This is a genomic window from Algoriphagus sp. NF (assembly GCF_028823735.1).
GTDB lineage: Bacteria > Bacteroidota > Bacteroidia > Cytophagales > Cyclobacteriaceae > Algoriphagus > Algoriphagus marincola.
Genome location: NZ_JAPEIB010000010.1, coordinates 68,873 through 91,500, shown reverse-complemented (window position 1 = coordinate 91,500; position 22,628 = coordinate 68,873). Strand labels below are relative to the sequence as shown.

21 protein-coding genes are annotated in these 22,628 nt (G+C 41.9%); 17 read left to right on the top strand and 4 right to left on the bottom strand.

What is annotated here, in order from left to right:
• Positions 1-450, bottom strand: a complete 450-nt coding sequence (locus tag OU792_RS06675) for a DM13 domain-containing protein (protein WP_026946666.1) — start codon at positions 448-450, stop codon at positions 1-3.
• Between the two features lie 295 nt (positions 451-745).
• Here OU792_RS06675 and OU792_RS06670 point away from each other — a divergent pair, with 295 nt between their 5' ends.
• From OU792_RS06670 to OU792_RS06650, 5 genes are all read left to right on the top strand, one after another.
• Positions 746-1,594 (top strand): ABC transporter ATP-binding protein, encoded by an 849-nt coding sequence (locus tag OU792_RS06670; RefSeq protein ID WP_134201141.1) that lies wholly within the window; start codon positions 746-748, stop codon positions 1,592-1,594.
• A complete protein-coding gene (locus OU792_RS06665; RefSeq protein ID WP_134201143.1) occupies positions 1,591-2,439 on the top strand; it encodes a hypothetical protein in 849 nt (282 codons plus the stop codon). Before OU792_RS06670 ends, OU792_RS06665 begins: the two co-directional genes overlap by 4 nt.
• Position 2,440: 1 nt before the next feature.
• Entirely contained in the window at positions 2,441-2,815 is a 375-nt protein-coding gene (locus OU792_RS06660; RefSeq protein ID WP_134201145.1) for a GntR family transcriptional regulator, read from the top strand.
• Positions 2,812-3,438: a hypothetical protein gene (locus OU792_RS06655; RefSeq protein ID WP_134201147.1), complete on the top strand. Its 627-nt coding sequence runs from the start codon at positions 2,812-2,814 to the stop codon at positions 3,436-3,438. Before OU792_RS06660 ends, OU792_RS06655 begins: the two co-directional genes overlap by 4 nt.
• Positions 3,439-3,540: 102 nt before the next feature.
• Positions 3,541-4,665, top strand: coding sequence for an ATP-binding protein (locus OU792_RS06650; protein WP_026946661.1), 1,125 nt, complete (start codon positions 3,541-3,543; stop codon positions 4,663-4,665).
• Between the two features lie 80 nt (positions 4,666-4,745).
• Here OU792_RS06650 and dinB read toward each other — a convergent pair whose 3' ends face one another.
• The gene (gene dinB, locus OU792_RS06645) at positions 4,746-5,936 is read right to left on the bottom strand and encodes a DNA polymerase IV (protein ID WP_274669796.1); all 1,191 of its coding nucleotides are present in this window, start codon (positions 5,934-5,936) and stop codon (positions 4,746-4,748) included.
• A 320-nt stretch (positions 5,937-6,256) separates the two neighbouring features.
• Here dinB and OU792_RS06640 point away from each other — a divergent pair, with 320 nt between their 5' ends.
• The 5 genes from OU792_RS06640 (at position 6,257) to OU792_RS06620 (ending at position 11,420) form a co-directional block, all read left to right on the top strand.
• A complete protein-coding gene (locus tag OU792_RS06640; protein ID WP_274669795.1) occupies positions 6,257-6,658 on the top strand; it encodes a four helix bundle protein in 402 nt (133 codons plus the stop codon).
• A 146-nt stretch (positions 6,659-6,804) separates the two neighbouring features.
• On the top strand, positions 6,805-7,503 hold the full coding sequence (locus tag OU792_RS06635) for an XRE family transcriptional regulator (RefSeq protein WP_274669794.1): 699 nt from the start codon (positions 6,805-6,807) through the stop codon (positions 7,501-7,503).
• Positions 7,504-7,601: 98 nt separating this feature from the next.
• Positions 7,602-10,259 (top strand): PQQ-dependent sugar dehydrogenase, encoded by a 2,658-nt coding sequence (locus OU792_RS06630; RefSeq protein ID WP_274669793.1) that lies wholly within the window; start codon positions 7,602-7,604, stop codon positions 10,257-10,259.
• 124 nt (positions 10,260-10,383) lie between these two features.
• A complete protein-coding gene (locus OU792_RS06625) occupies positions 10,384-10,992 on the top strand; it encodes a class I SAM-dependent methyltransferase (RefSeq protein WP_222583410.1) in 609 nt (202 codons plus the stop codon).
• Positions 10,993-11,057: 65 nt separating this feature from the next.
• Positions 11,058-11,420, top strand: coding sequence for a DUF2116 family Zn-ribbon domain-containing protein (locus tag OU792_RS06620; RefSeq protein WP_026946655.1), 363 nt, complete (start codon positions 11,058-11,060; stop codon positions 11,418-11,420).
• On the opposite strand, the gene OU792_RS06615 is transcribed toward OU792_RS06620, so the two are convergent.
• On the bottom strand, positions 11,417-12,220 hold the full coding sequence (locus OU792_RS06615) for an alpha/beta fold hydrolase (protein ID WP_222583409.1): 804 nt from the start codon (positions 12,218-12,220) through the stop codon (positions 11,417-11,419). The genes OU792_RS06620 and OU792_RS06615 overlap by 4 nt on opposite strands.
• A gap of 227 nt (positions 12,221-12,447) precedes the next feature.
• On the opposite strand from OU792_RS06615, the gene OU792_RS06610 reads away from it, so the two are divergent.
• From OU792_RS06610 to OU792_RS06595, 4 genes are read left to right on the top strand one after another with little or no spacing between them, the layout of a single operon-like run.
• Positions 12,448-13,068, top strand: a complete 621-nt coding sequence (locus OU792_RS06610; protein WP_051260811.1) for a TetR/AcrR family transcriptional regulator — start codon at positions 12,448-12,450, stop codon at positions 13,066-13,068.
• A complete protein-coding gene (locus OU792_RS06605; RefSeq protein WP_134201161.1) occupies positions 13,065-14,423 on the top strand; it encodes a TolC family protein in 1,359 nt (452 codons plus the stop codon). Before OU792_RS06610 ends, OU792_RS06605 begins: the two co-directional genes overlap by 4 nt.
• A 40-nt stretch (positions 14,424-14,463) precedes the next feature.
• Positions 14,464-15,600: an efflux RND transporter periplasmic adaptor subunit gene (locus OU792_RS06600; protein WP_134201163.1), complete on the top strand. Its 1,137-nt coding sequence runs from the start codon at positions 14,464-14,466 to the stop codon at positions 15,598-15,600.
• 3 nt (positions 15,601-15,603) lie between these two features.
• Positions 15,604-19,008 (top strand): efflux RND transporter permease subunit, encoded by a 3,405-nt coding sequence (locus OU792_RS06595; protein ID WP_134201165.1) that lies wholly within the window; start codon positions 15,604-15,606, stop codon positions 19,006-19,008.
• Positions 19,009-19,126: 118 nt separating this feature from the next.
• On the opposite strand, the gene OU792_RS06590 is transcribed toward OU792_RS06595, so the two are convergent.
• On the bottom strand, positions 19,127-19,510 hold the full coding sequence (locus OU792_RS06590) for a single-stranded DNA-binding protein (RefSeq protein ID WP_035483712.1): 384 nt from the start codon (positions 19,508-19,510) through the stop codon (positions 19,127-19,129).
• Between the two features lie 348 nt (positions 19,511-19,858).
• Here OU792_RS06590 and OU792_RS06585 point away from each other — a divergent pair, with 348 nt between their 5' ends.
• From OU792_RS06585 to OU792_RS06575, 3 genes are all read left to right on the top strand, one after another.
• Entirely contained in the window at positions 19,859-21,103 is a 1,245-nt protein-coding gene (locus OU792_RS06585) for an alkaline phosphatase family protein (protein WP_274669792.1), read from the top strand.
• Positions 21,103-21,501 (top strand): group III truncated hemoglobin, encoded by a 399-nt coding sequence (locus OU792_RS06580; protein WP_134201615.1) that lies wholly within the window; start codon positions 21,103-21,105, stop codon positions 21,499-21,501. Before OU792_RS06585 ends, OU792_RS06580 begins: the two co-directional genes overlap by 1 nt.
• A 203-nt stretch (positions 21,502-21,704) precedes the next feature.
• The gene (locus OU792_RS06575; RefSeq protein ID WP_222583405.1) at positions 21,705-22,613 is read left to right on the top strand and encodes a hypothetical protein; all 909 of its coding nucleotides are present in this window, start codon (positions 21,705-21,707) and stop codon (positions 22,611-22,613) included.
• Positions 22,614-22,628 lie beyond the last annotated feature (15 nt).

Sequence of the window (22,628 nt, the reverse complement as noted above, 5' to 3'; positions counted from 1 at the left end):
TTAGTTGAGATTTGCATAGCCAAAAGGAACGCCCACAGAACCGCACCAAAGGATGACGTGGGTGTATTTGGAAGTGGACATGCCTGCTGGGATTGCAAAGAAATTCTCACCAGCCATTCTTACTGGTCCAAGTGGTAAGAGATTGGGGTTTCCATTGGCTGGATCAGGCATAAATTCCATTGAAGTGGATAGAAAGACGGTGACAGTTCCTGTAGCCAAGGCCGTATTAAATGCCCCATCGAATCTTAAAAATTCTTTTCCCTGTGTATCGGTACCCAAGCTGGCAGTCCCACTGGATCCTGCATTATTTTGATCGATGAAAGTTCCAGATCGAAGGACTGTCAGACTTCCTGTCGGTTGGGTAGGGTCGATGACAACCGGATCCCTGTCTTCCGTGCATGAGACAATTCCCAAGAAGGCGATGTAAAAGAGTAGCATTACTTTTTTCATGATTTTATTGGTTTTGATTTGAGTCAAAATTGGCCGAAGAGTATCACGAAAAAGTCACGAAAGTTTAAAGCTTTTTAATGGAGGAGAAATGGTGGTACAATACTGTTGAATTAGCTCATTGTATTCGGTTTCACCTTTTTTTTGGAAAAAGGCGGTTCTCTTTTTCTTCCAATATCTGATTCAATCTTTGGTTGCGTTGTTTTTGTTTTTTTTTAAAAATTTCCTTTCGATTTGGATTAATATTTTGTTTTTGTATTTTAGTGTCATAATACACTATGACACTAATACACTGCTTATGATTCAGGTACAAAACTTGGATTTTTCCTATTCAAAAAAATCCCAACTTTTTTCCCAATTAAACTGGGAAAGCAGGACTGGCAATATCATTGGGATGCTTGGTAAAAATGGAGCGGGGAAGTCTAGCTTTCTCCGAATTTTGGCGGGTTTATTATTTCCAAATTCGGGTCAGGTGTCTGTTTTGGGTTTTTCTCCGGAGCAAAGGAATCAGACTTTTCTAAGCGAGGTCTTTTTCGTACCGGATGAAAACTTTCTTCCCGGACACTTGTCTGCTGAGCGGTATCAACAGATTTTACAGCCTTTTTATCCACGGTTTGATTCTGAGATTTTCACCCGGTTGCTAGATCGATTTGAAGTTGATTCACAGGAAAAAATAAAAAACCTGTCTTTTGGTCAGCAGAAAAAAGTTGGATTGGCGATGGCCTTGAGTTCGGGTTGTGCCCTGATTCTGCTGGATGAGCCGACGAATGGCTTGGATATTTCGAGTAAATCAGCATTCCGTAAGGAACTGATTTCAGTGCTAAGTGAAGATCAGACAGTGGTAATTGCCACGCATTTGATTCGGGACTTGGAGAATACATTGTACCGGGTGATGATTTTGGATCAAGGGCAAATCAAACTGGATGCAGACCTTAGCGACTTAGCTGACTCGCTTCATTTTGGTGTCAGTCAATCGGAAGTTTCTGGTGCGATTTATTCCCAGTCATCGACTTTGGGAGTTCAATTCATTCAGGAACGAACTACTCAAGCCCAAACGGTAGTGAACCTAGAATTACTCTTTGAAGGGGTCACCTCAGGTGTTCCAATAGCTTCTTTTCTTTCAAAAACTAATTCCTTGACGGCATGAAAACAGCTAAAGCTATCAGCTTGACCCGAATGGGTTGGCTTCTACAATATTATTGGGCTACCTATAAAACGACATATTTGACCGCCATATTCGGGTTTATTGGGTTGATTATTTTGGTTTACCAATTGATCCTATTTTCCAATCATGGCTATCTTACCTTCGAAACAGGTTATGTTCATGGCATTTTTCTCAGTGGATATTTTGTCATTTGTTTGCTTTGGGTGGGACAAAGCTTCCTAGCTCTACGAAATCCTCAAAATGCAAAAAGCTATTTGATGCTACCGGCTAGCATAGCAGAAAAATATATAGTCGAGCTTTCAATTAAGATGGCAGGCTTGTTAATTATTTATCCCATTATCTTTTGGATAGCTTCTAATTTAGGTTTGGGCTTATTCCAATTGTTTGGTCCGATTTTTTTTACAAATGTCACCATAGATTACATAGGGGTTTTGGAATGGAAGGAATTCTGGCTGATAGAAGATTTCGGAGAGCAGTTATTTTTTGTGAAGTTGATTTTATTGGGTCTTTTTGCTCTGATTCCATCTTTGATTTGGGCTGGAAGTTTGATTTTTGGAAAGTATAATTTTATCTGGATGCCATTCAGCCTTTTTGTGGTTTACTTGGCAATCAGTGCGACTTCTATCGCTTTATCATGGATCATGGATCCGGGAACTTTATCTATATCTATAAATGGACAAGTGAAATATGAATTCCTCAAGGTTGATCAACCTGAATTGCTCCCTGATACGCCTTTGATAATCATTATGTCAGCTATCTGGATTTGGCTAGCGGTGGTTTTATCCTATGTGGTGGCTTATTTCAAACTGAAAGAAAAGCAGGTATAAGATGGACTTTAGCGAACATAAAAACATCTTTCTGCAGATCCGGGATTGGATGGTCGATCAGATACTCACCGGGAAGTTGCAGCCTGGAGATAAAATTCCATCTGTACGGGAACTTGCCGCAGATATCGAAGTCAATCGAAATACAGTCATGCGTAGCTATGCGCTGATGGAGGAGGAGGGCATTCTGGAAAATAAGCGTGGCATAGGCTTTTTTGTGTCTCCTGGAGCCAAATCAACCCTGCTGAGCATTCAGCGAAAAGAGTTCTTTACAGAGACTTTGCCTCCGATCATTCATCAGATTCAGGTTTTACAACTCAATTCAGAAGATCTTGAATCACTTCTTGCAGTTATCCACTCAAATGATGCTAAAAAATGAAAAAGAGCAATAAAATAATTATTGGATATCTAAGTTTTTTATGGATTACCTTGGTGATTAGTCTGGTTGTTTCTTTCGCCATGACTCCCCAAAAAAATTATTCAATTGTAGATGAAGTTCGGAGAGAAAAGTTCGAATTGAATGATTTTTCGGTAGTAAAAATTCAAAACTCCAGTTATTTGAAAATAGTGCTGGCTGACTCTACCTATTTGGAATACATTACGATTCACGGAGGGGATGTAAAGCCTCCCAAATCAGAGCCGATTAAAAAGTATCGTGTTACCAACGATACGTTACACATTGATCAGCTACAGCAGGCCTCCAATGGGAGCTTCCTGTTGAAAGTGAAAAGTCTCAGAGAGATTCAAGTCTTGGATGAGAGCAGGCTGATCTTGGAAAATCTGAGCATGGATTCTTTGGCTTTCCAAAGCCCTGAACACGAGTTGCAATTAAGCGAACTCGATCAGGTGACCCTAGATTTTCGTAATGGTCAATTATTTCTCAAAGGAAGGATCGGGGAGCTGACGGGAAGTCTGGAAGATCGGGCTTGGCTGAGCATTCCGAGTAAAATCGGCAAAATCAATCTTGAAAAAGGTGAGAAAGCAACGGTATTCGTAGAGTAGGAGTCAATTCTTTTTGATCAATAATTTGATATTTCTCGATCGTAATCGAAAAATTGCATGTTTATTTTCGGTTACGATCGATAAAATACATATTTTTGATTCATGATCCATCGAATCATTGAGACAGAATTGCTCAAACGAATCCATCAAGGAAAGCTTTTACTGGTCGTGGGTCCACGTCAAGTTGGGAAAACTACGCTCATGCGTCAACTTTTAAAGCAGCTGAATATAGAAGATTTGTGGTTGAATTGTGATAATATAGACGACCGGCTGAGCTTGCAAGAAGCGACGATGACTTCCCTCCAATCGTTGATCGGAGATCGGAAGCTTGTATTTATTGATGAAGCCCAGCGAGTTCGAAATATTGGGCTAACATTAAAATTGCTCATCGATAATTTTCCGGAAGTGCAGGTGATCGCATCCGGTTCCTCTGCTTTGGATTTAGCCAATACCATCAATGAACCGCTCACTGGACGAAAGCGAGAATTTCAGCTTTATCCATTTTCCACGGAAGAATTGTGCCGACATACTTCCGAGCGTGAGGAGAAGCGGCTCTTAGAAGACCGGCTTATTTATGGATTTTATCCGGAGGTGATCAATCTTCCTGCCGATGCGCAAGAGGCTTTGGGAGAGATAACTAGCAGTTACCTGTACAAAGATTTGCTGAGTTTGGAAGAGGTTCGAAAACCTGCAATTCTTCAAAAGCTACTGCTCGCCTTGGCTTTGCAAGTGGGCTCGGAGGTTACCTACAATGACTTGGGGAATACCATCGGGATCGATAAGGGAACCGCCGAGAAGTACCTGGACTTGCTAGAAAAGGCGTTTGTGATCTTTCGATTGAACTCATTCAGCCGGAATATGCGAAGGGAAATCAAGAAAAGCCGTAAGATTTACTTTTGGGATAATGGCATCCGAAATGCCATTATTAATAATTTCAATTCGGTAGCACTTCGTGCGGATGTGGGTGCACTTTGGGAAAACTTCATCATCAGCGAGCGTATGAAGTATTTGGCCTATCACCGGATTCCGACGAATGTCTACTTCTGGCGAACCACCACGGGCAAGGAATTGGATTGGTTGGAAGAGCGAGGAGGGAAGCTCTATGCCTTTGAGGCAAAATGGAATCCTGAACGGAGGGCAAGACTTCCCTTGGGTTTTGCTGAAGCGTATCCCGAAACCGAATTTCAGGTGGTTCATCGAGAAAACTATCTTGAATTTTTGATTTAAAAGTGAGGGTTATCAATCTACCATATTTTTACAGTTTGGGAATACGATTACCAAATTGTAAAAAAGCTATCCAAAATTAACTACACCTCCATCCCATTAAAAGGATTAAATCTTCTCCTCCCTACACCCATGGCCACGGCCCGGCAGACGGTTTTGTCGCCGTACTTGACATTGAGTCGGTCTAGGGCTTGGTAGAGATTGATCTGTTCTTGGCTGTCTTCGAAGAGTTTGATTTGATAATTGCCATAGACCAGGCTACTGAAGCGCACCCCGATCAGTCGGATGAGTAGTCGGCGGCTGTAGAGTTTGCGGAAAAGCTCCTTCACCACAGGCAGGATGCTATGATCTGCCGAAGTGTAGGGAATCCGCTGCTGCATGCTGTGCGTCTCGAAGTCCGAATAGCGGATCTTCACACTCACACAGGCGGTGAGTTGCCCCTTCTGACGAAGCTTGGAGGCGAGTTGCTCGGTCATCGCCACTAGGGTCGCTTCTAGCATCTTGACATCGATGGTATCTTCTTCGAAGGTATTTTCAGAAGAAACCGACTTGGCTTCGGAGTAGGGGATAACCGGATTACGGTCGATGCCATTCGCTTTTTCCCAGATCATCTTCCCATTTTTCCCAAAAGTTGCTTCCAGCAATTGAGAGGGCATTTGCTGCAGGGTATGGACCTTTTTGACACCCATATTATAAAGCGTTTGGGAGGTTTTCTCCCCGATCATGGGGATTTTTCGCACGGATAGGGGGGCAAGAAAGGGTTTTTCCTCTCCATTGGGTACCTGCTTTTCATTGTTGGGCTTGGCTTCGCCGGTGGCCACTTTGGAGACGGTTTTGTTTTCCGACAGCCCCATGGAAATGTTCAGTCCGCTCTCTCGGATGATACGCTGCCGGAGTTCGTGAGCGAGTTTGAAGCAACCGAAAAAGCGGTCCATCCCAGTCAGATCGATGTAGAACTCATCGATAGAGGACTTTTCGAAGAGCGGAACAGATTCTTGGATGATCTCGGTGACCTCATGTGATTTTTGGCTGTATTTCTCAAAATCCCCCTTGACAATGATGGCCTCGGGGCAGAGTTGCCGGGCTGTCCGCATAGGCATGGCCGAGTGCACCCCAAACTTCCTTGCCTCGTAACTGCAGGAGGCGACCACTCCCCGGTCACTCGAACCCCCGATCAGTATGGGTTTCCCGTCGAGTCGACTATCAAAAAGCCGCTCCACCGACACGAAAAATGTATCCAAATCCATATGCGCAATACTTCGCTTCCCCTTCATGACTTTTTGTTAATATTATTGACATTTTAATGTTTATAATTTAATCATTTTTATTAGATTTGGGGAAGGGGATTAAGGGAAGTGGCGGGAGTTGTCAGAGTATAGGGAAAGAAATACGCTTTGCGAAATACTGTTGAAATATACCTCCCTTCGGTCGGTGAAATACAATTCGTGAAATACGGTAGAAACAAGCTTTGCGAAATATGATGGAAATAGGCTTCGCTTTGCTCAGCGAAATAGAATCGGAAAAGGGGCACTAGAAAAGGTTTAAAAAAGTGTTTACTTCTGAATATTAGTGTTTTAAGTTAAAAAAAGTGACCATGGAAGCTAAAAAGAAATTTATTCCAGTTCATGAATTGGAAGTCTACCGATTAGCTAGAAAATTATCATCCATGGCTTGGAGTATCTACGAAAACCTGACATTCCAACAGCGAAAGGTATGGGGTGATCAGATGCTTGAGTCTGTAGATTCTGTAGGAGCTAATATAGCAGAAGGCTATGCTCGGTTTCACTATTTGGAGAAAATCCGGTTTTATCATATTTCCAGAGCCTCTTTATCCGAAGGTGTGGAACATTGGATTGATTTGGGATTCGAAAGAGGGATTGTGTCCGGCGAAGAATACGAATCATTTAATCGACTCAGGCCTGATATTCAAGTCAAATTAAATAACATGATCAAAGCCACTTATTCGGCTAAAAACCAATTCAAAAATGATGGCTAAATCAATATTTCGCCCTGCTTGAGAGGTTTATTTCAAATGTATTTCTACCGTATTTTCCTACCTGAAATTGGATAATAAGTATGCGGTGTTCTACTATTTCGCCCCGCTTGCGGGGCCTATTTCCATGATATTTCAATTGTATTTCCATGAAATTAAATTCAAACATCAAATTCCTCCGAAAAAAGAAAAACCTCACACAAGAATCTCTTGCCCAGGCTTTAGGGATTTCTAGATCTAAACTGGCAGGATACGAACTCACTATCACGCCTCCTTTGGACATTTTGGTGAAAATTGCTGAATACTTCAACGTTTCTCTCGATATCCTGATCAAAGAAGATTTGGCTTCTTATTCCGAATACAAACTCCGGGAATTGCTGGAGACAGATCAATTCCTCCGGGGAAGGAAGCTACGGGTTCTTTCCACCACCGTGGATGCGGAGGGACGTGAATTGATCGAAGTGGTTTCTCAGCGGGCCAAGGCCAGTTATTTGGCTGGCTTTGCTGATCCTGAATTTATCTCAGAGCTTCCCCGCTTTTCCCTGCCTTTTCTTCCCATGGACAAAAAGCATCGCGTTTTTCAGGTGGACGGAGATTCCATGCTGCCGATTCCTGATGGAGCATGGATTGTCTGTGAATACGTGGATGACTGGTTTGGAATCAAAGACGGGGAGCGCTATGTGATAGTCACCGAGCAGGATGGTGTGACTTTTAAAATCGCTTACAACCGTATTCAGTCTGTTCAAAAGCTTCTGCTCTGTTCCTCCAATCCAATCTATCCACCCTTCGATGTAGAGATAGAGCAAGTTCGGGAAGTGTGGCGGTATCGTTTGGTCATGGGTCAGTGATTTTTTGAAGAGGAATCAATTCATTTCCACCATTGGTTCATGGCTTTTACGAGGGCATGTGTATCTTCAAGATTCAATAAACCTAAAAACCTGCTTTCATGAATTCCTTTCGTTTTTTAGGATGCCTTATCCTACTTGGATTACTTTGGAACTGCTCCCCAAAAGATGTTGACCCCTTTGCTACTATAAAGCCGGACGAGACTCGCTTCACTAAAGTGACTTTGGTCGAAAAGCTCAACGAACCCATGGAGCTTGAAGTCCTGGACAACGGAGATGTGCTTTTCATCGAGCGGGCTGGTTTGCTGAAATTGTACGAGGCTGCCACAGGGGAGACTACTGTGGTGGGTGAGCTCGACGTGTATATCGAAGGAGAAGATGGGCTTTTGGGTTTGGCCAAGGATCCTAACTTCAACCAAAATCATTGGATCTACCTCTACTATGCTCCCAATGATTACAGCCCGGATGTCAACCGGCTTTCCAGATTTGATTTTGTCGAAAATCGGCTTGACCTAAGTTCCGAAAAAATTCTGTTAGAAATTCCTGTATTTCGAGGTTGCTGCCACTCAGGCGGATCGATTGAGTTTGATGCCAATGGTTTGCTCTTTCTTTCTACCGGGGATGATACTACGCCTTTTGAATCGGATAATTACAATCCCATCGATGAGCGTCAAGATCGTCCCGCCAATGTGGATGCCCAAAAGACCTCCGGAAATACGAACGATCTTCGTGGAGCCATCATTCGAATCAAGCCGGAAGCCGATGGAAGCTACAGCATTCCTGAAGGCAATCTTTTCCTTCCGGGCACGGCCAATACCCGACCGGAAATCTATGTGATGGGTAATCGAAACCCATACCGAATTTCCATTGATCAGCATACCGGAAATCTTTTTTGGGGGGAGGTGGGCCCGGATGCTTCTGTGGATTCGGCCCGTAGAGGTCCCAAAGGTCACGATGAAATAAATCTAGCTACAAAAGCTGGATTTTACGGTTGGCCGTATTTTGTAGGAAATAATAAGCCTTACTGGAAATACGATTTTGAAACTCAGGAAAGTCTTTTTGAATTCGATCCAGCTGCTCCTGTGAATACCAGCCCAAATACCACGGGCTTGGAGCAATTGCCGCCGGCACAACCGGCTTTGATCTGGTATCCTTACGATGAATCGGTGGAGTTTCCAATGCTCTCGACGGGAGGAAGAAATGCCATGACAGGTCCGGTCTATCATCGGGAAGATTATGAAAATTCATCGATTCGATTCCCCGGGTATTACAATGATAAGTTGTTTATCTATGATTGGATGCGGAATTGGATTTTTACTGTTTCCCTGACCGAAAATTTCGAATACGATACCATGGAGCGATTTATGCCCTCAACTGTTTTTGATAAGCCTGTAGATATGCAGTTTGCCAAAGATGGTTCGCTCTATGTGCTGGAATATGGAACCTACTGGCGAGCTCAGAACGATGACTCCGGTTTGTACCGAATTGAATTTGCGCCCGGAAATCGTGAACCGCTAGCAAAAGCTTCCGCAAATCAACGAACGGGAGCGGCTCCTCTTGATGTGACTTTTTCTGCAGAAGGTTCCATGGATTTTGATCCTGAAGATCGCTTGACTTATACCTGGGATTTTGGAGATGGTAGCCCAAGTAGCAATTCACCAAATCCTTCCCATACTTTCGAAAATCCAGGAATTTATCCAGTTACACTGACAGTTACTGATTTGGAGGGAGAAAAAGCTTCCACAAGTCTTGAAATTCGGGTAGGAAATGAACGTCCTCAGGTATTTATCGAATGGGCTGGTAATACAAGTTTTTACTTTGAAGGGGAGCCTGTGGACTATTCAGTGCAAGTTGTGGATCGGGAAGATGGTGAAATAGACTCTGAAGCGATTGATTTTTCTATCGATTACATCGCAGGAGGCTTTGATCTGATTCAGGCTGGCCATCAAGAGGAGCAGGTTTCTGTGGGTGAAAATTTCATCACGCAGGCAGGTTGCAAAGCTTGTCATGCCATAGCTAATGAGTCGGTTGGGCCGACTTATCAGGAAGTTTCTGCCAAATACAAAGGTCAATCCAATGCCAAAGAATACCTTATTGACAAGATCCGAAATGGCGGTGGGGGCGTTTGGGGAGGCGAGCGCATCATGCCTGGGCATACTCATTTGCCGGAAGAGCAAGTTGGGCAGATGGTCGATTTTATCCTGGCTTTGGAAGATCCTGATTATGGAAAAGTCAACTGGCCTTTAGAGGGAGAGTTTTCCCCGGAGCAATCTGATAATCCTGAAGGATATTATTTGGTGCAGGCAAGCTATACGGACCAAGGAGCCAATGGTATAGACCCGCTTCGAGGAAATGTCCAGCTAACTCTCCGCCATCCAGATGTGAAAGCGGTAGCAGCAGATCAGTTTGAAAACACAGCGAAAGCCAATGCAAATGGGCTGAATTTCGTCCGGTTTACCCAACGAAATTCCTGGATTGCATTTGACCAAATTGACTTAAGGGGAATAAGGCAAGTGGAGATTCTTGTAAATCCTGCAGGGATAGAAGGTCGATTAGAAATTCGGCTTGGTTCTCCGACGGGACCAAGGATTGGTATTTCTGAAGTCCTACTTCAAGGTGATCGAAGGGGCTATTTTACTGAGGTGATTCCACTGAAGAAATCCGATGAAACTGCGGACCTTTATTTTGTTCTTAAGACAGATTCAGGGATTTCGATTTGGAATACCTTTAATCTAGATCGGATTCAATTTCTAAAATGAATATAGGAGTCATTCTGAAAAGACCTGAAAAAATACAGATGACATCAGAAAGCAGTAATAAATACCATAAAAGGGAACTTTCGGGTTTCCTTTTTTATTTCCACTTCTAATCAATCAAGAGATCATGAAAGAGTTTTGGGATGAGCGATATGCCGCTGATGAATACGTTTACGGGAAAGAAGCTAATCTATTTTTACAATCGAAACTAGTCGGGATTGAGCCTGGTAAGGCTCTTTTTGCGGCAGAAGGAGAAGGACGAAATGCCGTCTTTGCAGCAACTCTTGGCTGGAAAGTGACGGCTTTTGACATCAGTTCATCCGCTAAAATTAAAGCAGATAAACTGGCTGAGGAAAAAGAAGTTTCCATTGATTATCGAGTTGGGCTCCTTGATCAACAAGGCTTCAAGGAGAACTCTTTTGATCTGATCGTTTTGATTTTTGCACATTTTCCGGCCTCTCTTCGCCCATCTATTCATCAATCATTGAAAAAACTCCTGAAACCTGGAGGTCAAATCATCCTCGAGGCTTTTTCCAAGGAACATTTGGAGTGCAATTCTAAAAACCCGAAAGCAGGAGGTCCCAAAGATGCCAGTATGTTATTTTCAAAAGAAGAGTTGGAAGAGGATTTTGGGGACTTAGACTGGTTGTTTTTTGAAAAAAAGGTGCTTGAGATCAAGGAAGGAGAGTTTCATGACGGATTGTCTTCCGTGATACGATTGGTAGCTCGGCTATAGTTTTCTTCAATTTTCTTGATTTTTTAAACTAATTATCTAAATTGAAAAGAATTTTTTTGGATGCTATGGAAAAGAAAACATGTCTTAATTGTGGAGCGCCTATTCAGGGTAGGGCCGATAAGAAGTTCTGCGACGATCAGTGTAGGAATAATTACAACTACAAGCAGTACGCGGACAATAGCAATTTTATGCGTCGGATAAACCATCGACTAAAGAAAAACCGAAATATTCTCGAGTCTTTGATTCCTTCCGGAGAGGATATGTACAAAACTCCAAAGGATAGATTGATGCGTGAAGGATTCGATTTTGTCTATTTCACTCACACCTATGAAACCAAAAAGGGATCGGTCTATCACTTTTGCTATGATTATGGATACCTAGCCCTGGAAGGTGATTGGTATTTGATTGTGAGGCGAAAGGAAAGTTAGTTTTTGGTCTTCTTCAAAAAATCCACCGTAGCTGCAATGAGTCTTCCGTGTCCGACTGGCAAACTATGCTGTCTTAAATGAGGTACTTTGGATGAAAATCGGGCTAGGTTCTGCTCCGTAACCATCCGATCGTATTTTCCAATGAAAAGGTCAACCGGGGTTTTATTTTTCCGGAGTTGGCGAATAATTTTTCCCAAATGCAATTGAATGCCACCAAAGACCTTCCAAGTGAAATAGACTTGAGCCCGTTTGGAGCGAGTTTCCATCTGAGTCTGTACAAATTTGACAATGCTGCTTTCGAGCAAACCCGCTGAATTTAATCCATTCATAAATCCAAAGAAAAGCTTGGGCTTGAATACAACTCCTTTGAAAACTCCGTGAAAAGATCCCGGATAGCTACTGATGCTATACCAAAGACCGGTTTTAATGCCGTCCGGAGCGAGTAGGGTAAGACTTTTGACATTTTTATCAAAAAGTTCATAAGTCAACAAGGCGAATTTCCCACCCATGCTGTATCCAATCAGGTGAAATTCATGAAAGCCCTCCTTCTTCATCAGTTGCTCAATAAAGATCTTCCAAGTGTTTTTGGTCAAAGGTGTTGTAGAATCAAACCAATGGCTTCTGCCATGATAAAAAATATCAATGAGGATATACTTTGACCCATTTTTGCGAAGCTCTAAAAATTTAGCCATATCCTCTTGGGTTTGTCCAAATCCATGAAATAGGATAAAAGTTTTTTCGCCTTCTCCATAGGTGAGGTAGGAAAGCTTTCCAAGTTTGGTTTCGATAGATCGAGTCATGGATTAAAACTTCAATATTTTATTCAAACTACAAATTTTTATAGATGAACGTAATTGATTCTACAAAATTATATATCAAAAATATGCAAAAATGTTCGTGAACGAACAGTTTGGAAAAAGAATATTGATAAATACCCAAATATAATTTTAGAAAAAACTATGGAAACTTTGAACTTTCCTATCGTTTCCATAGTTTCGCAACCTGAATACCAATAGAGATGCATGAGATGCGAGAGAAGATATTAGATGCAGCGGTAGATGAATTTTCTAGATTCGGAGTTCGAAGTGTCACAATGGATGATATTGCCAGACACTTGGGAATTTCGAAAAAGACGCTGTATCAGGAGTTTTCGGACAAGAAGGAACTGGTTAAATCTGCCTTTGAACGGATTTTGAGTGAGGATCAGTGCAAGCTAGACGAGATTATGAATAGTTCCGATGATCAGGTTATCGAGACTCTTGTAAGTATTTCTCGCATGATGAGGCATCGCTTGCAGTCTATCAACCCCATCACGATTCATGAAGTTCAAAAGTATTTTCCGGAAGCTTGGTCTGTTTTTGCAAGACATAAGGAAGAAGTCATATTACATGAATTGACCGAAATCATTGAGCGCGGGAAAAAATTGGGCTATTTCCGACCTGAAATAGAAGCCCCCATCTTAGCACGTATTCGAGTAGATCAAATCACCAATGCTATGGATCCATCCAACTTTCAGGATAAGGAATACGATATCGTGAAAGTTCAGCTCGAGATGATGGACCATTTCCTGCATGGAATTTTCACAGAAAAAGGACGAGAAGCCTATAAAATCCAACAAGAAAAATCTGTTTCAACCCCAGAAAAATGAGAATACCAGCTATTATTTTCTTTTTATTGTTCAGTTTCTTTTACAAAGTAGAAGCTCAGGAAATAGTCGAATTGACTCTAGAAGAGGCGCTTCAGTACACTTTGGAGAATAATGTGAATGTAAAAAATGCTCAATTAGAAACACTGATTTCTAAGGCAACAATCAAGGAAACTACCGCCTCGGGACTACCTCAGATCAATGGAAACTTTGATTTGAATTATAATCCCGCCATTCCGGTCGTATTTCTTCCCAATGAACCACCGTTTGGGGATCCCAATATTCCTTCCGATGTCATTCCTGCGAGATTTGGGGTTAGTTACCAATCTAATCTTGGAGCAAATCTCCGACAAATGATTTTCGACGGTTCATTCTTTGTCGGACTTCGAGCAGCTAGAACCTACAAGCAACTGACCGATCTAGATCTGATCAAGACCGAGAATGATGCCATAGAGGCAGTGAAGAAAGCTTATTTTGGAGTTTTAGTCAATCTCGAAAGGATTCGTCTTGCAGAAGCAAATCTGGCCCGGATCGATACTTTACTTTCGGAAACTCAGGCATTGAATCAGGCTGGTTTTGCAGAAAAGATCGATGTATCCCGTATTCAAGTACAGCGAAATAATACCTACTCTCAGGTAGAAAGAGCCAGGACCTCATTAGAAGTAAGTGAGCAAATTCTAAAACTTCAGATGGGACTTCCTATGGAGTATGATCTTCGGCCTACTGAGACATTGGCTGAGCTCAATCCCATTGAGGAATTAAATGCACTCTTGATCGATGAAGGGGTAGAACGAATAGAAGTGGCCCAGCTAAATACAAATATTGAATTGATCGGTTTGGACCTGAAGAATAATCAGGCTCAATATATGCCGACTATTGACTTTGTTGCGAATGCGCAGCGTGCTGGTGCAGGAAATACTTTCAATACGGTTTTTGACAAACAGAATTGGTTTGGAAGCTCTTTACTAGGTGTGAGTATGCAGATTCCGATTTTTGACGGATTACTTAAAAGTGCCCGAATTCAGAAAAACCGAATTCAAATTCAGCAATTGGAGAACCAACGAAGTTTCTTGAGAGAAAGCATAAAAAATGAGGTTTTCTCAGCGAAATCCACTTTAGAAAATGACCTGCTAATCCTGACGGTTCAAAGGGAAAATTTGGAATTAGCCCGTGAAGTTTATGACATAGCTAAAATCAAGTATCAAGAAGGGGTCGGGTCAAACCTTGAAGTAGTAGATGCCGACGCAGCGCTTGTTCAGGCAGAATTCAATTATTTATCAGCGCTCTATGACGGTTTGATCGCAAAAGTAGATTTAGAAAAAGCATTAGGAATTCTTAAAAATGACATCATCAACTAAACCAACTCCCAGTTTTGGGACTCAACTCCGTAAAATTAATATGAAAGCGATATACAAATTTTTATTTCTGGGTCTAACTGCCGTGGTTTTATACAGCTGCGGAGCAGAACAATCTGAACTTGAAACAAAAAAGGCTGAATTAGAAAGCTTACAACAAGAAGCTTCCTCTATTCAGACCAAAATCCTTCAGTTGGAATCTGAGATCGCAAGCTTGGATCCTGAATTTGCCTCTCAAAACAAAAAGTCTGTTTTGATTACAACTGCGAGTGCTCAGCGAGCTAATTTCGAGCACTTCGTAGAGGTGACAGGTTCTGTGCTGTCAAAAAAGAATGTGGTCATCTCAGCTGAAACAGGAGGAAGAATATTAGAAATTCCCGCCATTGAAGGTATGAGAGTAGAGCGAGGGTCTGTTCTTGCCAGAGTAGATTCAGAGTCGATTCAGCGGAATATCGATGAATTGGAGACCTCTTTGGACTTGGCTACCATGCTTTTTGAAAAGCAGAAAAGACTTTGGGACCAGGAAATCGGTACGGAAGTTCAGTATTTGGAAGCGAAGAATCGAAAAGAAGGCTTGGAGAGAAACTTAGCCTCGCTAAAGACTCAATTGGATAAGACTATCATCAGAGCGCCATTTACTGGTACTATTGAATCTGTAGACGTGAGACTTGGTGAATTGGTGCAGCCGGGTATGCCAATGTTCCAGTTCGTGGGCGAGAGTGATCTTTTCATCGAAGCTGACGTGTCTGAGGCCTATGTCGGTGTACTCAGCAAAGGAGACAGCGTTCAGATTTCTTTCCCTTCTATCGGTGAAAGTCTGAAGACAAGAGTGAGTTCGGTAGGGGCAATTATCAATCCCAACAACCGAACCTTCAAGGTAGAGGTATTTCTTCCCAATATGAAAATGGTGAAGCCCAACATGCTGACGGTCATGAAAATCAAAGACTATGAAAATGATGATTCAGTGATTGTTCCTAATCATTTGATTCTTAGCGATAATAAAGGTGACTATGTGTATATCGTTCAGGACGGTGTAGCAAAGAAGACCTATGTCAAGCGTGGTAAAACATTCAACGACAATGCAGAGATTTTAGAGGGTCTTCAAGGAAATGAGACCTTGGTAGACAAAGGTTTCAGAGAAGTAGGAGATAATTTCAACGTAAACATTGCACAAGGTTAAATCATGTCAGATCAACAAAAATTGAAAACCACTCGGGAATTTGGACTATCCAGTCTCAGTGTCGACAATTCCACCTCGGTGGTGATTTTGACACTGATCATCACCGTGCTTGGCCTGAGTGCTTATCGCACGATGCCGAAGGAAAGTTTTCCAGAGATAGTTATTCCAACGGTCTATGTGGGTACTCCTTATCCAGGTAATTCACCTGTGGATATGGAAAACCTGATCACTCGACCTATCGAAAAGGAGCTGAAGTCTCTCAATGATGTAAAGGATATCAAATCCACCTCGGTACAGGATTTTTCTTCCATTGTTATTGAGTTTAATCCTGGTATTGAAATATCAAAGGCCATCCAAGACGTAAAGGATGCGGTAGATAAGGCAAAAAGTGAGTTGCCAACTGACCTCGATCAGGATCCAAATGTGGTGGAGGTGAATACCTCGGACTTTCCAATCATGAATGTCAATATCTCTGGAGATTATTCAGAGACTGAGCTCAAGAAATTTGGTGAATACCTGGAAGACGAAATCGAGAAGTTACCAGAGATTTCCAAAGCAGATCTCGCTGGTACGGTAGAGCGTGAGATTCAAATCAATGCGGATCCCTACAAAATGGAAGCAACCGGGGTGACTTTCAACGATATTTCCGGTGCGGTACAGTCTGAAAACGTGACTGTTTCAGGAGGAAACATCCGTTCAGGAGACTTTACCCGTACGCTTCGTGTTGATGGAGAGTTTTCAGATCCCCAGGATTTGCTAAACATCATCGTCAAAACAGACAATCAAAAGATCGTTTACCTTCGGGATGTAGCAAAAGTGGAAGACACTTATAAAGAGCGCTCTTCTTACGCTCGTAGCAAGAATCTCCCGGTAGTAACTATCAATGTGACCAAGCGATCAGGTGAAAACCTGCTCAATGCAGCTGATAAAATCAAGGTAATTATCGATGACGCAAAGGCTAATCGATTCCCACAAGACCTGGAAATTACCATCACCAATGATCAATCCAAGCAGACACGACTTCAAGTAAGTGATTTGGAAAACTCCATCATCTTTGGGGTGATTCTGGTAGTCTTGGTTTTGATGTTTTTCCTAGGCTTTAGAAACGCCTTGTTTGTGGGTGTGGCTATACCGCTTTCTATGTTTATCTCCTTTTTGGTGCTAAACTCATTCGGAATTACGCTGAACCTCATGGTGCTTTTCTCCTTGATTCTTGCCCTAGGTATGCTAGTGGATAATGGAATCGTGGTTGTAGAAAATATCTACCGACTGATGTCCGAGGGAAAAAATCCAATTCGTGCAGCGAAAGAAGGAGTAGGAGAGGTTGCTTGGCCAATTATCACCTCAACAGCCACTACCTTGGCGGCCTTTTTGCCTTTGGCGTTTTGGGATGATATCGTCGGTGAGTTTATGAAATACTTGCCCATCACGCTGATTATCGTTTTATCCTCCTCCCTATTTGTTGCCTTAGTGATTAACCCTGTGTTGACCTCCTTGTACATGAAGGTGGAGGATATCAACGTGGTGAAGAAAAAGCAAAAGCCCATCATCGTTGCAGGTATCTTTTTGGTATTGTCCGTTATTTTCTACCTCTTGGGTTGGACGGCCTTTGGGTCATTGGCGCTTGTAGCTAGTTTATTGACCATCTTTAATGTGTTTGTACTTCGAAAAGCTATCAGATGGTTTCAGACAGTCTTTTTGGTCAATTTGGAGAATGCTTATGAGAAAACCCTCAAGTTTGCTCTTAAAGGCTGGAACCCTTATTTCTTCTTTGCTGGAGTAAACCTATTATTGATTCTTTCGCTAGCTCTGTTGTTTGTGAGATCTCCGAAAATTCTATTTTTCCCTGACAATCAGCCTCAATTGGTCAATGTCTTCGTGGAATTCCCAATCGGAACGGATATCGAAGCCACCGATGAATTTGTAGATCGAATGGAAGATGAAGTCTATCAGGCTTTGAATGAATTTCATCCAATTATCGAATCTTTCATCACTCAAGTAGGTGAGGGTACAGGAGACCCTACCGAAGGACCAAGTAATGAGACTACCCCACACAAGGCGAAAATCACCATTGGTTTTGTGGATTATATCGATCGTCAAGGGGTGAATACCAATAGAGCTATGGAAGTGATCAGGGATCTAGTGGAAAAGTATCCTGGTGTGCTGATCACAGTCGATAAGCAGCGGAATGGACCTCCTGTAGGAAAGGCAGTAAATATTGAATTCATCGGGGAAAACTATGAGCAATTAATTGACTACGTTGGTAAAGCCAAAGATTACCTTGAAGACCAGAATATTCCCGGATTGGAAGAATTGAAAACTGATCTTTCTCTCGGTAGTCCTGAGGTAATCTTGGATATTGATCGAGAAAAAGCCCGAAGATTTGGCCTTTCAACATCCTCCATCGCTACGGAACTCAGAACAGCGCTATTTGGACTAGAGGTTTCGAAATATAAAGAAGGAGAGGATGACTATCCGATCCAACTGCGATTGATGGATGACTATCGGTACGACATCAATACACTTGTCAATAAGAAGATTGGCTTCCGAGATAAATTTGGTACAAAGAGAGAGGTTCCGATCTCGGCAGTAGCCGACATTCAATATGGCTCAACTTATGGATCTGTAAAGCGTAAGGATTTGGAGAAAGTCATTACCATGTATTCCAACGTACTGGATGGCTACAATCCTACCGAGATCAATCAAAAGATCAAGACCTTGATGGCTAGCTATGAAGTGCCGGATCGTATTCAGGTCAAATTCACAGGTGAGCAGGAAGAACAAGCCAAATCGCAGGAATTCTTGACACGCGCATTGGGAATTGCAGTTTCACTGATCTTTCTAATCATCGTGGCTCAATTCAATTCCGTGACTACTCCATTTATCATTATGGCTTCGGTAGTTTTGAGTACGATTGGCGTATTCCTGGGTCTTGTGATTTTCAATATGGACTTCGTGGTAATCATGACGGGTATCGGAATCATTTCCCTAGCTGGTGTGGTGGTAAATAATGCCATCGTATTGATTGATTATACCAATCTGGTTAGAGAGCGAAGAAGGGAAGAACTAGGTGTCGACAAAGGAGCCTTCTTGAGCTATGAAGACTTAATTGGAAGTATTGTAGAATCAGGGAAAACCCGTCTTCGTCCTGTGCTTTTGACAGCGATCACAACTGTACTTGGATTGATTCCTCTGGCTATTGGGATGAACATTAATTTCGGAAGTCTTTTGAGTTCTTTTGATCCACAGTTCTACATCGGAGGAGACAATGCAGATTTCTGGGGTCCAATGGCCTGGACAGTAATATTTGGCCTAACCTTCGCGACTTTCCTTACGTTAGTAATTGTACCAGTTATGTACTTGCTGGCTGACAAGCTAAATATGGCTATACGCAAGGTAAAGGCATGATTGATTTAAGGTTGGTGGTTTTTTTATGACAAAACCCCCGCGGACAATGTCCCGGGGGTTTTTACTTTTTGAGAAAAACTGAAAGTTTTTTCGAGTTAAACTCAGGATTTAACATTTTTTAAAAGGGAAGGTCTGCTTCCTCTTTTTCGGCTTCTGAGGGTTGATTTTTACCGCCACCTAGGAACATAAAGTCATGGACAACGATCTCTGTCTGATAGCGCTTTACCCCATCTTTGTCAGTGTAGCTTCTGTTGGTGATTTTACCTTCGACTGCAAGTTCGGATCCCTTGGAAGTGTATTTAGCAATGATCTCAGCTGACTTGCCCCAAATGACCAAATTGTGCCAGGTGGTTTCAGTGACCTTTTCTCCTTGTTGGTTTTTGTAAGTCTCGTTGGTAGCCAAGCTTACTTTTCCCAATACTTTTCCAGACTCAAGAGTCTTTACTTCTACATTGTCACCTAGGCGACCGATCAATTGTACTTTGTTTCTTAGCGTGTTCATGATAACGTGTGTTTTGGTTAGAAATTTTGTTTTGTGGTTTTCGCTAGAGGAAAACTTGATGATCCAAAGTTGCAATGAGGGCGCTTTATTACTCGGTAAGCAGTCGTTTGTATCCGTTTGTATCCGATAGTAGTCGTTTGCTGTCGAATAATGTGCCTTTATGGCTATTTAAAGCACTTTTTTCAAAAAGGGTTATTAATAAAAAATATGGCTTATTAATCGGTTAATTGATTTGGAAGTCCATTTTGAATAAATAATTCTAGCGGGTTTTGACTTTTTGCATTCAAAATAAAAACCGAAATAGATTGAATTAGCGGGTTGGGAAAGGTAATTTTGAAACAAAAATTTATGCGGAAAATACTATCCATTTCCTTTCTCTTTTTTCTGATCATAGGGAAGGTTTTTTCTCAAGAAAGTACCAAAAATTATGTGATCTTGATTTCCTTGGATGGGTTTCGTTATGATTATGTTGAGCGATTTAAGCCGGAAAATTTAAGTAAGTTTATTTCAGAAGGAACAGCTGCAGAAGCAATGATTCCATCCTTTCCAACCAAGACTTTTCCAAATCACTACACCATCGCTACCGGACTTAAACCGGAGCATCATGGTATCGTGGATAACAATTTTTGGCACCCCGAAAAAGAACAGCGTTACTCTATTTCTAATCGAGAGGTAGTGACCGATGGGACTTGGTATGGAGGGACGCCACTTTGGGTTCTAGCTGAGCAAAATGAAATGACTGCCGCGAGTTACTTTTTTGTAGGGAGTGAGGCAGATATTCAGGGCGTGAGGCCATCTTACTATTATGACTATGATGGAAGAGTGCCCAATCTTCAGCGTATATCGAAAGTTTTCGAATGGCTTCAGCTTCCAGAGGACGAGCGACCTCAGTTGATTACCATGTACTTTTCGGATATGGATGATACCGGGCATCGATACGGTCCAGATAATGATGAGCAGCTGAGCAATACCTTACAAAGGTTAGATCGGGAGCTTGGAGCTCTTTTTGAAGGATTGAAAAGTTTAGATTTACCAATTCACGTCGTTTTGGTTTCCGACCATGGAATGCAGGCTGTTCCGAAGGAAAAGCTCATCAATCTAGATCCCTTGGTAGAAGGCATCAATGCACGAGTGGTCAACTCAGGAGCTTTGGTTCATTTGCACTTGGAGGACCTTTCGGAAAAGAAAAAAATCATCCAGACTATCGAAACACGTGGAGAGCACATTCATGTAGTGGATGTGGAGGATCGAGAGTACTATCAGGATTTAAGCTTGCACCGTGACCTACTTGGTGATTTATTGATTATTCCTGATTTGGGATACTATTTGACTGATGATCGCGGAATTTTTCGGTACCAAAATCGTTCAGCAAGTATGAAGACCGATGTTTTTGGAGAGCATGGATATAGCCCTGATTACAAGTCTATGCATGGGATTTTCTATGCAAAAGGGCCTCAAATTAAGGAGGGCTTGGTAATTGAGCCTTTCGAAAACGTTCATGTTTATCCATTGATATGTAAAATTTTGGGTCTTCCTATTCCATCGAATATTGATGGAAAACTTGAGGTACTTCAACCCGTACTTAAAGATTGATGGAGCTTCGAAAGGAAATAGAAAGTCGGAAGGATGTAGATTTTTTGGTTCGTAGATTCTACGAAAAAGTGCGAAAGCATGAGCATTTAGGACCGGTGTTCAATCATGTGGTCACTGATTGGGATCATCATCTAGTTCATTTGAGCGATTTCTGGGAAATGATCCTTTTGAATACAGGTCCGGGCAAAGGAAAATTCAATCCTGCCCAAGTTCACCGGGAAGTGGATGCAAAGGTAGACTATCAGGTTGATCAAGTTCATTTTGGGAATTGGCTGGAATTATGGTTTCAGACTATTGACCGCTATTTTATTGGAGAACAAGCCAACTATGCCAAGGAACATGCCCGAAGGATGGCGCATATGCTTTTTATGCGTATTTGGGAGGCTAGACCCCGCTAGACTTTTTCATACTAAAACCTTGAAAACCAAGTGTTTTTTCCTAGATTAATTGAACTTTAACAAGACGATCAATTCTTATGACTAATTTATCATCTAGGGCAACTGCTTTTTGCCTTTTTTTTTCATTCATTCTGATTTTTACAGCTTCAAAATCTTTCGCTCAGGAGGATCTATTTGACTCTAATGAAATCATCGACATCAAGATGGCATTTTCAATTAAGGATCTTCGAAGCACTACTAATGACAGCACATTTACCGAGGAACTAGTTTGGGTGAAGTCCCCCGATGGAGAGTGGGAAGAAATGCCTATTGAACTCCGCGTGAGGGGGAATTTTCGTCTCAGTAACTGCTATTATCCACCCCTCCGGATGAAAATTAAAAAGAAGAATCGTGAGGGGACGATGTTTGAGGAAAATAAAAGTATCAAAGTTGTATTTCCCTGCTCACGCTCTAAAACAGCAGAGTCTTATCTGGCGAAAGAGTTTATGGCTTATCAACTTTTTGAAGAAGTAAGCGAGTATATTTTTGAAACTCGAATGATGCGGGTCACTTTTATCAATGAGGATAAAAAGGATGAGGAAGAGGTCATGTTGGGTTTCTTTTTGGAAGATGATGATGATGTGGCAGATCGCTTTGATGGAGAAATTGTAGATGACAAAAGGATTTTAGGAACGCTATTGGAAGATTTGCCTGCGGTTAGGCATGATTTCTTTCAGATGATGATCGGAAATACGGATTTTTCAGGTCTTTTCAAGCATAATTCCAAAACACTCATGCTTCCAGGAGAAAAATTGGTCCCACTTGCCTATGATTTTGATATGACTGGCTTAGTCAATCCTCCTTATGCACAGGTGAGTGATTTGGTTGATATTGAAAGTGTGACAGATCGATTGTATCGAGGTTTTTGTAGGGAAAAGGAGGTTTTTTATACGGTAAGAGACGAGTTTTTGCAAAAAGAAGAGCGAATTTTTGAGGTGGTGTCCAATTATGAAGAATACATGACTTCCAGTCAGTACCGTGAGTCTGTCCGGTTTTTAGAGGATTTTTTCAATATCCTTAAAAATGATAGGGTCTTTGAAAATCAAATTGTCTTAGCTTGCAGAAATTACTGATAAGTTAATTTTCAG